This is a genomic window from Methyloversatilis thermotolerans (assembly GCF_000372885.1).
Lineage (GTDB): Bacteria > Pseudomonadota > Gammaproteobacteria > Burkholderiales > Rhodocyclaceae > Methyloversatilis > Methyloversatilis thermotolerans.
Window position 1 is genome coordinate 371,252 of sequence record NZ_KB889967.1, and the last position, 11,538, is coordinate 382,789.

Annotated in this window: 5 protein-coding genes and 1 pseudogene; 3 read left to right on the forward strand and 3 right to left on the reverse strand. The window is 62.6% G+C overall.

All coding sequences use genetic code 11. The features are described from left to right. Positions 1-46: 46 nt before the first annotated feature. The 3 genes and pseudogenes from A3Q7_RS19190 to A3Q7_RS0101540 form a co-directional block, all read left to right on the forward strand. Positions 47-4,735 carry an RHS repeat-associated core domain-containing protein gene (locus tag A3Q7_RS19190; RefSeq protein ID WP_232417770.1) on the forward strand — a complete coding sequence of 1,563 codons (4,689 nt, stop codon included), beginning with the start codon at positions 47-49 and terminating at the stop codon, positions 4,733-4,735. Positions 4,736-4,749: 14 nt separating this feature from the next. Further along, complete coding sequence (locus tag A3Q7_RS20725) at positions 4,750-5,760, forward strand: hypothetical protein (protein ID WP_157278056.1); 1,011 nt, start codon at positions 4,750-4,752, stop codon at positions 5,758-5,760. A gap of 230 nt (positions 5,761-5,990) precedes the next feature. Next, positions 5,991-6,251 (forward strand): annotated as a pseudogene (locus tag A3Q7_RS0101540) (transposase); the annotation flags it as partial. Positions 6,252-6,545: 294 nt separating this feature from the next. Here A3Q7_RS0101540 and A3Q7_RS19195 read toward each other — a convergent pair. Genes A3Q7_RS19195 through A3Q7_RS20205 form a run of 3 tightly spaced genes read right to left on the reverse strand, consistent with a single transcriptional unit; the run spans position 6,546 to position 11,537 of the window. After that, the gene (locus A3Q7_RS19195) at positions 6,546-7,316 is read right to left on the reverse strand and encodes a thioesterase II family protein (protein WP_018410090.1); all 771 of its coding nucleotides are present in this window, start codon (positions 7,314-7,316) and stop codon (positions 6,546-6,548) included. Position 7,317: 1 nt separating this feature from the next. Beyond that, positions 7,318-8,301 carry a hypothetical protein gene (locus tag A3Q7_RS20200; protein ID WP_157278058.1) on the reverse strand — a complete coding sequence of 328 codons (984 nt, stop codon included), beginning with the start codon at positions 8,299-8,301 and terminating at the stop codon, positions 7,318-7,320. A 29-nt stretch (positions 8,302-8,330) separates the two neighbouring features. After that, positions 8,331-11,537, reverse strand: coding sequence for a non-ribosomal peptide synthetase (locus A3Q7_RS20205; protein WP_018410092.1), 3,207 nt, complete (start codon positions 11,535-11,537; stop codon positions 8,331-8,333). Position 11,538: the final 1 nt, after the last annotated feature.

The following is an 11,538-nucleotide window of genomic DNA, read 5'->3' on the forward strand; positions in this document are numbered from 1 at the left end:
GTCGATAGAGAATCTTTGCTTGGAGCGGTCCGGCGTTCGTTGTGACATGAAGACAGTGGTTTTTTTGACTGTTGCTGTTTTTTCCTCCCGTGCGGCTATCGGTGGAGGCTATTTGACCGGGATTCGTCCCGTCGTTCCGGCGCTGAGCTGGAACAACTCCTTCGCTTCTTGGAGCGCGGCACCGAGCTATAACAATCAGTTTTTCACGAGCCTTAATCTCATCAGCTCCGTGAATAACGACATTATCCGCACGCCTTCGACGCTGGACCCTATCTCGACAGTCACTGGAAATAATTTTCATGATGAAGCCGACGTCCATATCCGGGGGCGCAACGGCCTGAACTATGTTTTTACGCGGACCTACAACTCCGAGTCTAGGAGAACGGATCGAGGTATAGGATATGGATGGAGTCATTCCTACGGAATGCAGCTGAAGTCTAATGACTACGGCAAGCTTCCCAACTGTCAGTCCGACGCGATACGCTGCCCTGAAAACGGTGACAATGCCACCAGTTCGATCAGCTATACCGACGAACGTGGTGGTGAGCACAACTATCTGGTCAATAGTAATGGTACGGTTTCTCCTCCTAAGGGTGGCTTCGACCAACTCGATATCAACTCGCCTTCCATGGGGCTCCATTCGCTCACGTTCCGTAATGGCACGCGCTACATCTTCGAAACTGTTGATGGGAATGGCGCGCCAAATACCACTGCCGCGCTCAACCTGAAAGCAGTCCCCGGTGTGAAGGCTCGATTGAAGGCGATTGAAAATGCGTGGGGCGACCGGCTCATGTTGTCGTACGATGCGAGCGGCCGTCTGGCAGCAGTTGCTGACAATCTCGCGATTTCGGGTCGCACCGGACTGACGTTCGGCTACCACGCGGATGGTCATCTCAAGGAGGTTATTGACTGGACCGGAAGAAAATGGTCCTTCGAATATCAGAACGGAGATCTGACGACATTCCGAAATCCTCTCCAGCAGCCTCTTGCCTATGGCTATCAGGGTAATGAACACCTGTTGCTGACCATCACCAAGCCGCTCACGCGCGACGGCGCACACGTGCAGACCCGGTTCAGCTACTACCGCAATGGACGAGGTTTCAGACAGACCGATAGCTTTGAGCGCGGCGATACGCTGGATTACGACTTGTACAGGCGCGCCACCCGCGTGACGGATGCTCGGGGCGGGGTACGCGTTTACGCGTACGACGAGAACGGCTCCCTGGTAAGGCTGGACGAGCCGGACGGTGGAATCCTGCTGTTCGAGAATCAGGACGAAGCGATCCGCAGCCGCAAGGTAGATGCGTTGGGCTATTCAACGGCTTACAGCTATCGCAGCGACAAGACCTATACCGGTCCGTCCGATGTCCACGGCAATGTCACCCGTGAACTCGATGCTCTCGGACGAACATCCGACCTCACCTACGGTCCGCTCGACCAGATTGCGTCGAGCAAGGACAAGCGGGGCACGACTAGCACCACGTCCTTCGCGAGTGCCACCTCAGGATGCGATTATCTGAACCGTCCGAAGGAGACACGGATCAGCGCACTGGGTGCCGGCAGCAATGTACTGCTGGCGAGTTATTGCTGGAACGCCAACGCAACGCCGAACCATACAAGGCAATACCTTGATGCCAGTCGCTATCGCGAAACAAGGTTCACCTATGAGGCCACCAGCAATGGCTTGAACGTGAGCCAGGAGCAGGTCGTCGGCATGCCATCGGGCGTTTGCGTCACGAAGACTTACACCTACGACGCGCTGGGCCGCAAGAAAACCGAGACGCTGAAGCGGCGCGTCAGTCCGACCAGTGCCGCGCTCATCGATCTGATCACCAGCTATGAGTACGATGCCCTTGATCGCGTGGTCAAGGTCACCGACCCCCTGGGCAACGAGGTCATGAGTGACTACGACGCAAACGGCCGGGTGTGGAAGATCACCCATCGTTATCGGGAGGCGGGAGGCACCTACGAGGTACGTGACGTGCTCACCCGCACCTTCGACGCAGCGGATCGCGTCAAGACCGACACTGATGTCGACGGCAATGTCACGACCTACTCTTATGATGAGGCCGGTAATCTGATTGCGGTCCTTGATGCCGAGGGACACACCACACGTTACGAATACGACGCGATGAACCGCAGAACAGCGGTGATCGATGCCACCGGTTACCGCACCGAGACAAGCTATTCGCTGCGCGGCGACGTGACTGCGCTCACCAATCCCAAAGGCGAGCGAGTGCGTTTCGAGGTCGATGCCCTCGGCCGCAAAACAGCCGCCATCGACGCCAAGGGCTATCGCAGCGAGCTTGCCTACGACGAGAACGGCAACCTCACCTGCATCATCGACGCCAATGCGCAAGCGGGACTGCAGCCCAAGAACAGCTTTGGCTGCTCCGAATCCCGGCAGTACGACGAACTCAACCGCGTTACCAGAGTCATCGACGCGCTGGATGGCGAAACGAGTTTTACCTATGACCTCGCAGGCAACCGTCTCAGCGTGAAGGACGCCGAGAACAAGACCTGGAGTTTCGCGTATGACGATCTCGGGCGCCTGATTTCCGAGACTGATTACATCAACAAGGTCATCAGCTACAAGCCTGACGAAGCCGGCAACGTCTATGAAAAAACCAACCGTCTGAATGAGGTCACCCGCTACACCTTTGATAACGGCAACCGCGTGATGAGGGTGGATTACCTCAAGGACGGCACGTTCGAAACCTTCGGTTTCGACGCGGCGGGTAACCGCAATGCTGCGGCCAACGGCACCGTGAGCTACACCTTCACCTGGGATCGCCTGAACCGCCTGACCGGCAAGACCGACAGTCGTGGCCGCAGCATGAGCTTCACCTATGACAAGGTGGGCAACATCCTGACCAAGACCACCTATCAGGGCAGCACAACGAGCTATGTGTACAACGCGGCCAACCGGTTGGTGATGCTCCGGAATCCGGACTACACGCAGGTGGACTACCAGTACGATGGAGCGGGGCGTCTATTGAGTCGCGTGACGGCCAACGGAGCGCGGATGACGCAGAGCTTGGACGCCAACGGTTGGCTGAGTGAGGTGAATCAGTACGACGCAGCCAACGCGCTGGTCTCCAGCACGAGCTATACCCGAGATCGCATGGGCAACATCACGGCGCAGACGGATTCCGGGGGGACGACGAGCTATACGCTCGATGCGCTGTACCGCCTGACCCAGGCGGATTACCCCGGTACGGCGAACGACGAGCTGTTCGCCTATGACAAGGTGGGCAACCGCAAGAGCTATACGAAGGGCAGCCTGAGCGCGAACGCGAGCACCCGTTACTACGTATACGCAGCGGGCAGCAACCGGCTGGCCGAGATTCGGATTGGCTCGACCTCGGGTACGCTGGAGTCGGGCTTTACCCATGACTTTGAGGGGCGCTTGACGGCTCAGACGGGCGTTGGCGCGAAGACGCTGAGTTGGGATGCCAAGGGAAGAGTCAAGACCGTCGGTGCGGAAAGCTACAGCTATGACCCGATGGACTACCGCATAGGCAGGACCGGAGGCAGTCAGGGCAATCGCCGTTACTTCCTGGAAGGCGAGCACCTGGAATCCGTTGAGACAGGCAGCGTGTTGAAAGAGCGCTATTTCCGTGGCGTTGGCACGGACGAACTGGTCGCTGGATGGTTGCAGGACAGTGACGGCAAGACCAGGCCGTATCTGTTCCATCACGATCAGGTGACGAGCGTGACGGCGGTGACGGGTCACAACGGCGGGACGACGCAATCGCTGCGCTACAGCGCGTTCGGGCAGAGCCAGTCGGGCACGGGTGCCAGCCCGAACCGGTTGAAGTACAGCGGGCGGGAGGATGACGGCACGGGGCTGTACTACTACCGCGCGCGTTATTACGACCCGGTGATCGGTCGGTTCATCAGCGAGGATCCGCTGGGATTCGCGGCGGGAGATGTCAATTTCTATGCGTACGTGGGGAATAACCCTGTCAATGCGAATGATCCGAGTGGACATGCCGCGATGCAGGTTGGCGGTGCCATTGTGGGAGCGGTCGGCGGATTGTTGACCCAAGGTGGGATCGACCTCGCGCGGGGTAGTCCGAGTTCTTTCGCGGACTACGCAGGCGCGTTTACAGGCGGCGCAGCTGGTGGTGCGGCCGCTGCTACTTGTGGCCCTGTGTGCGCTGGAGCGACCGCGGGAGCAGTTTCCAGTGCGACGACGCAAGCGATAGATTGGGTGCAAGGCCGCGCTAGCAGTGCTCTTAACGCTGCAGGGAATTTCGTGATCGATACGGCACTTGGAGCCGTGGGCGGGAAAGTTGCAGGTGAAGTGGTGCCGTATTTGTTCAAGAACTACGTGTCAAATCCAATTAAGGGTGCTATCGGTGAAGCAATGACTTGGCTGGACTTGACGTTTTCTGGAAGAGGAGTTTCGGGAAGTCAAGTTGGCAACACGTTCTTTGGAAAAAATGGCAGGGAATCAACATTCGACTTTCGGACGGCTGACGGCACTTTCGTTGAAGCGAAATTTGGAACTTCGCAACTGAACCGTCCTACCCAGAAAACTGCCGCTGATTACTGGGCAGGCTTAGACCAGTTTGAGCTTCAAACCTGGAGTTACCCGATTGTTTCCGGGATTGGCGGCTCCAGTTTCTCGGCCGGCGCTGCTGGATACGGTGGTAGCGCCGGGGGTGGTTTCTTAATCTACCCAAACAAGTCGAACACCAACATGTCGCAAACCGTCTACTCGAAGTAAGAGGGGCGGCGGACATGGATCACAAGCAGCGCTTTATGGGCTGGCGCAAGCGCATGCCCGAAAAGACTCGTTATCTGGTAGATCGGGTGCTTGAACGGGTGGTACCGGAGTTCGAAAGGCACGGATTCGTTTGGAATCCGGAGTTTCAGGCGGGTGCCAATGTTCTCCCCTTGCAAAAGAGTGAGGGTGAAAATTGGCCTACAGTAGAACTTATATTTATCCCGACTGGCCCATTTTTTAAGATTAATTTCTCTGCGCTTCCCGTGTTTTGCCAGAGCCCACAAGAGCAAGACATCCCGCGATCCCGCGCTGGCGTTATAGCTGGCCCCTTGTCTATGACTCTTCATCGTGGCGTGTGGGAGGATCAAAAGGATTCCGAGTTTGGCTTCAATTTCCTACCACTTCTGTTCTTTTCTCCTGTGCGCTTCATGCGATATCAATTCGATTGGCGAAAATTCCTCAATTCAGAAGTCGATGCTGCAGCAGCCCTGCTGCCCTATCTGTTCGATATCTTTGATAAGAAAACCTATATAGAATGGATGGATCATCCTTTCGGGAGCATCAACAAACACGTTTTCTTGTCCATGTCATGGAAGATCAGACTAGATATGGAAAGTGCACGAAGCAATGAAAATTTAACCAAAGATGGGGAGGCTGAAATTCCGCAAGAGGCTTTTCTGTGCGCATTAGATGCAGAAACCGATTCAGTCAATAAAATAAGGGACAACAAGCTTTTGGCAGCTATCCTGCTGGTGGTGGTGGGGTTATATTTTGGAGAGCAACTCATCAGAAATCATGAGTGGCTAGGGATTATTCTGGTATTATTCTGTATGGGCTTCATTGCCTACACAATTTTTCGCACAGCACAGGACAAGCAAAATGTTGCGGTCAAGTATGGCTTGAGGTGTACTCGCTGCGGCCATATACCGGCAGCACAAATGATGGCCTCGGCTGCAACTTCACGGCGCTGTGCAAAGTGCGGAGCCCGTCTGGCTACAAAAATTCCTTCAGAAAATGCGAAGTGACGCGATGCGACACCATATGCGCCGTCTCATGCAGAAGCTGTGATGCCCATAACTTGCGCTCGACCCAACCGCTGCCGCCCCGCCAACACCGACTTACCTCAAGGACGGCACGGCGGAGACCTTCGGTTATGACGCGGCCGGCAACCGCAACGCCGCCGCCAACGCAGTGCTCAGCTACGCCTTCACTTGAGATCGCCTGAACCGCCTCACCGGCAAGACCGACAGCCGGGGCAAAGAAGGGAAAGCAGTGGTATTTCGGCATGAAGGCGCACATCGGTGTGGATGCGCATACCGGAGTGGTCCATGCGATCACCACTACCTCGGCGAACGAGTCCGACGTGAGCCAGACGCACAAGCTGCTGCACGGTGAAGAGAAGCACGTGCATGCCGACGCCGGTTACCAGGGCGCAGGCAAGCGTCCTGAGCTGAAGGACTGCGCGGCCGAGTTCGTGACCGCACGTCGCCGCTCGACCTACAAGAAGCTGGACAAGACGTAAGCGTCCGACCGCCACCGCCTTCCTTTCCCTGATCCAGCGCGCAATGATCGCTCGCACTTGGGTGAACCGCCCCGGATTTTGCGGAGGCTCCAAGTCTTGAGAAGACGGAGCCATGAAGAGATATTATTTTCCTCGCTGAGCGTAGTCGAGATACTTGGCTGTTGTGGTTCCTTGAAGCTCAAGTTCTGCCGCCATTCGTCGTGCAGGTATTGTTTCTTTCCGCATGTGTTCTGACTTTATCGAGGGCAAGGCGTCCCTGAACTCGGGGACTGCGGGACAGCGACAGCCCTATCCGAACAAGCCGCGCGGCCAGCGCGCCGATACGGTCTGCAGCACCTGCATGAAGGCGGGGCGGCGCAGCATGTGGGGTTCGTCGATCACCTGCAGGTCGAAGCGCGCCGAGGTGCAGTCGCGCCAGGCGCTCACTTCCGATTCGCCGAGCAGCGCGTCCTGCCTGCCGTGGAACGCGAGCAGCGGACAGCTCATGCGCCAGCCTGCGGCGCCGGCATAGATTTCACTGATGCGCAGGTCGTTGCGCAGTATGGGCTCGAACAGCGCCATGGCGTCCTCGTTGGCCAGCAGTTCCGGCGGCGTGCCGCCGAGGTCGGCCAGCGCGGCGCGGAAGGCGTCGCGGTCCAGCGTGTGCAGCGGTGCCTCGCGCGAGAACGGCACGCCGGGGGCACGCGCGGCGAGCGCGACGAACAGGTCGGGCTGGCGCAGGCCTTGCGCGTCCCAGCGCCGCAGCAGTTCATAGCCCAGCAGCGCGCCCATGCTGTAGCCGAGCACGACGTAGGGCAGATCCAGCGCGGGCGCGAGCGCGTCGGCGAGTTCATCGGCGAGCGCGGGTATCGACGCGGCCAGCGGTTCGCGCAAGCGGTCCTCGCGGCCGGGCAGCGACACCGGACAGACTTCGATGTCGCTCGCGGCGGCATCCAGCCACGGAAAGAACAGGCTGGCGCCGGCGCCGGCCGGCGGCAGACAGAACAGCCGGAAAGGCTGGCCGCGCGACGGGCGGCCGGCGCGACGTATCGGTGAGGGCGACGACGGAGTACCGTTCAATTCAGGTGTCCTGGTTGAAGATGAAGGCGAAGCGACGGCGCAGGAAGGTGCGCGCGGTCGGTTCGCTCATGCGCCACAGTCGGGCGTCGAGCGCGAAATGCACCCAGGTGAGCAGGATGCCGCAGATGAACAGGGCGTGCGTGCCGCCGAAACGGTTCAGCGCCCAGCCGCCGGCGATGGCGGCCAGCACGAAGGCGGGCAGGGCGAACCAGCGCCTGCGGGCCTGCGCCGATACGATGCCCACCATGAGCAGGTACTGCAGGCCATGCGCGATGGCATAGCTCCAGAAGGCATAGTCGATGTCGGCGATGAGCAGGGCCGGCAGATAGAAGCCGAGCGCGGTGAGCGCGAACACGCGCACCAGCGGCTGGGCGAACACGTCGCGATGGCGCAGCGCCAGGCGGGCCATGCCGAGCGCCGCCGCGGCATACACCGCCCAGGCCAGCGCATCGAGGAACGGTAGCCAGTGCGCGATCGGCAGTTGGCGCTCGAGGCCGTTGGCCAGCAGTTGCGGGAAACTCGCCAGGCCGCCGGCCAGCGGCGGCAGCATGAGCAGTGTCAGCGTGCCTTCCGGCGTGCGCTTGCCGGATGCCGCGGCGGCGAAGGCGAGCAGACCGTAGTTCTGCTTCTGGTAATGAAAGTACAGCCATACCAGGTGGGCGAAGAAGAGGGTCAGCACCAGGTCGTCGGCGATGGCGAACTGCCGGCCTGCGCCGAGCGCCAGCAGCGACAGCGCGAGCGCGGCCAGTGGCAGTGCGTAGAAGCGCGCACGGAAGCGCTGCATGACGGGGCGCGCGTCGGCATCGGTGTAGAAGTACAGCGTGCTCGCCACATGGCATACCCCGCCGACGAACACGCCCAGTCCGAGCACGAAGGAACTGCGGAAGGGCTGGCCCAGCGCAGCCAGCAGCGGCAGGCCGAGCAGCGGCAGCAAGGTCACCGCGAGCACCGCGGCGAACCATTGCCGGCGTTTCGTGTGGGGCACGGCCGTGGCCGGCAGCATGTGCGCGTCGATCACAGTTCCACCTCCCTGCGCTTGCCGCCGGCAGGCGCGCGCAGCGCGTCGATGCGCGCCGCGAGCGCTTCCAGCGTCGGATGTTCGAACACGTCACGCAGCGGCAGATCGAGCCCGAAGGCCGGGCCGATGCGCGCGACGATGCGCGTGGCGATCAGCGAATGGCCGCCCAGCGCGAAAAAGCTGTCGTGCACGCCCGGCGGCGCATCCAGCTTCAGCACGGTCTGCCAGATGCCGGCCAGCGTCTGTTCGGTCGCGTTTCGCGCTTCGACATGCCGTTCGCTGCGCGTCTGCGGGCGCGGCAGCGCGTTGCGGTCCGGCTTGCCGTTCGGCGTGAGCGGCAGCGCGTCGAGGACGATCCAGTGCGCCGGCTGCATCGCGTCCGGCAGGCGGCTGCGCAAGGTGGTGGCCCAGGTGGTGGAAGTGACTGAATCGCCCCGTGCCGCCGCGCCGCCGTCCGCCACCAGATACGCGGCCAGCGCCGCCCCGCCCGGCAGGTCGGGCCAGAGCTTCACCAGCGCCTGGCGCACGCCGGGCAGCGCGCACAGCGCAGCTTCGATCTCGCCGGCTTCCATGCGCACGCCGCGCAACTTGAACTGCTGGTCGGCCCGGCCCAGATATTCGATGCGACCGTCCGCCAGGCGGCGCGCCCGGTCGCCGCTGTCGTAGAGCACGCCGCCCTGGCCCGAGAGGTGATCCGGCAGGAAACGCTCGGCGGTGAGGTCGGCACGCTTAAGGTAGCCGCGCGCCGGGCCGGTGCCGCCGATGTACAGCCGTCCCCGGCCACCGGCCGGCACTTCCATGCCGTCCGCATCGACGATGTGCAGCCGGATATTGTCGATCGGCGCACCGATCGGAATCGTCGGCAGATCGCAGTCCGCCCGCGTCAGTTCGAAGCTCACGTCGATCGCGGCCTCGGTCGGTCCGTACAGATTGTGCAGACGGGCGTGCGGCAACGCCTCGGCGAAACGGCGGGCGAGCGGGCTTGCGAGCGCCTCGCCGCTGCAGACGACGTCGCGCAGCGCGGCACAGCGCGTAGCCAGCGCCGGCTGGTCAAGGAAGTCGGCCAGCATGGACGGCACGAAATGCAGCACGCTCACCGCCTCGCGCTCGATCAGGCCGGCCACCGCCGCGCGGTCGGTGTGTGCAGCGGGTGGCGCGATCACCAGCGTCGCGCCTTCGATCAGCGGCCAGAACAGCTCCCATACCGACACATCGAAGCCGAGCGGCGTCTTCTGCAGCACGCGATCGTCCGCGGTGAGCTGCAGATGGCGCTGCATCCAGTGCAGGCGATTCACGATGCCGGCCTGGGTGTTGAGCACGCCTTTGGGGCGGCCGGTCGACCCCGAGGTGTAGAGCAGATAGGCGGCCGATGCGGGCAGGTTGCGGCGTGCCGGGTTGGCGTCACCGCCATCGTGCATCAGCGACGCCAGCGATTGCGTCGGGTGTCCGCCGGGCAGCCAGTCGGGGGCATCGCCCGCGCACAGCACCGTGGCCGGTCGCGCATCGTCCAGCATGCCGGCCAGGCGTGCCGGCGGATTGGCGCTGTCCAGCGGCAGCCAGATGGCGCCTGTCTTGGCGACGGCGATCAGCGCCACCATCAGTTCGAACGAACGCTCGATGGCCAGCGCCACCACCTGTTCGGGGCCGACGCCTTGCGCGATCAGCGCGTGCGCGACACGGTTGGCGCGGGCATTCAGTTCGCGGTAACTCATTCCGGCCGCATCACCGATCCCCGCGCAGCGCAGCGCGATGCGTTCCGGATGCGCAGCCGCGGTCCGCTCGAACAGATCGGCCGGCGAGCAGTGCGCCGGGAAGTCGGCGGCCGTGTCGTTCCAGCGCATCCGCTCAGCGCGCAGCGCGGGATCGGCGAGTGCGATGTCACCGAGCGCGGCCTGCGGCTGCGCGCACATCGATTGCAGCAAGGCCGCCCAGTGGGCGAGCAGCGCGGCCAGTTCCGTGGCTTCGCTGCGGCGCGCATCGGCGCGCGCCGCCAGCGTGAGGGTGTCGCCCTCGGCCACTTGCAGCGTGAGCGGGAAGTGGGTGGATTCGTCGATGTCCAGCCCCTCGAGTGCCAGCCCGGCCGGTCCGCTCGTGCCGCCCTGTGCGCTGCCGGTGGGATAGCTCTCGATCACCAGCAGGCAGTCGAACAGGGCGCGCCCTTCGCTGCATGCCGCCTGGATGTCGCGCAGCGACAGGTGCTCGTGATCGGCCGCGCGCGCGCGCGTCGCCTGCAGGTCGCGCAGCGCGTCGAGCACAGTCTGGCGCGGCCGCATGCGCAGCCGCACCGGCACCGTATTGATGAACAGGCCGATCATGTGCAGCGCCTGCGGCAGATCGGCCGGCCGGCCGGACACCGTGGTGCCGATCAGCGCGTCGCCATCGTGGCCGTAGCGGCGCAGCAGCAGGCCGAGCGCGCCCTGCATCAGCGTGGCCAGGGTCAGGCCGTGATCGCGCGCGAACTGCTGCACCGCGCGCGCGGCGTCGGGCGACAGGCGGTGTTCGACATGCAGCGGCCGCGATGCGCCCGACGTCAGGGCGCCTTGCCGTATGCAGGGCAGTTCCACGGCCGGCGGCAGCGGCGTCAGTTCGTCGCGCCAGAATGCGAGCGCCGCCTCGCGGTCGCGCTGCTGCAGCCAGGCGATGTAGTGCGCGTAGGGTGGAGGCGGGGGCGCAGGCGTCTGGCCCGCGCAGTCGCGCATCACCTCGTTCAGCAGCAGCGCGGCCGACCAGCCATCCAGCAGCAGGTGGTGATAGCACCACAGCATGTGCCAGCGGTCGTCGGCAATGCGTATCCAGTGCAGCCGCATCAGCGGCGGGCGCGCGAGATCGAAAGGCTCGCCGCGGTTGGCCGCTTTCAGTGCCAGCAGCCGCGCGGATTGCGCAGGTGCATCGAGCGCGCGCCAGTCCACCTCGGTCCATGGCAGATCGAGCCTGCGCTGCACGAGCTGGAACGGTTCGTCGCGCTGCTTCCAGTAGAAACCGCCACGCAATGCGCCGTGACGGTCCAGCGCACGCTGCCAGGCCGTGCGCATCGCCTGGCTGTCGATGTCGCCGCGCAAGGTCAACACGAGCTGCGGCACATAGGCGCCAGACGCCGGTGCGAGAAGACTGTGAAACAGCAGGCCCTGCTGCATCGGCGACAGCGGCAGCAGGGTTTCGATATTGGCGCGGTCGATGCCGCTGCCTGGGCCAGCGTTTGTCATG